This is a genomic window from Endozoicomonas atrinae (assembly GCF_001647025.1).
Classification (GTDB): Bacteria; Pseudomonadota; Gammaproteobacteria; order Pseudomonadales; family Endozoicomonadaceae; genus Endozoicomonas; species Endozoicomonas atrinae.
Genome location: NZ_LUKQ02000914.1, coordinates 1 through 250 on the forward strand (window position 1 = coordinate 1; position 250 = coordinate 250).

The 250-nt window shown below is 46.4% G+C and carries 1 pseudogene; it reads right to left on the bottom strand.

Features of this window, described 5'->3' with window-relative positions:
• Positions 1-222 (bottom strand): annotated as a pseudogene (locus AK963_RS30970) (ISKra4 family transposase); the annotation flags it as partial.
• Positions 223-250 lie beyond the last annotated feature (28 nt).

Genomic DNA, 250 nt, shown 5'->3' on the forward strand with positions numbered 1-250 from the left:
CCTGTCTTCAAGCCACTGGTGTCGCTTCGCCTTACTGGTTGGAAACAGTGCTTCCGCTGCTCCAGCTAAATATTCAGATGCATGATAAAAATCGAGTATCTGCCCAGAGGTATGTTGTTTCAAATAACTCCAGTTTTCTCTAGCCCCGTCAGCTACCCCGATGTATGTGGCATTTGGGTAGAGTCGTTTTAGATCTGCAATCTCCTCGTCGAGCTTGCTCATAAAGCTTTGTTTACCATACTCTGGCGAA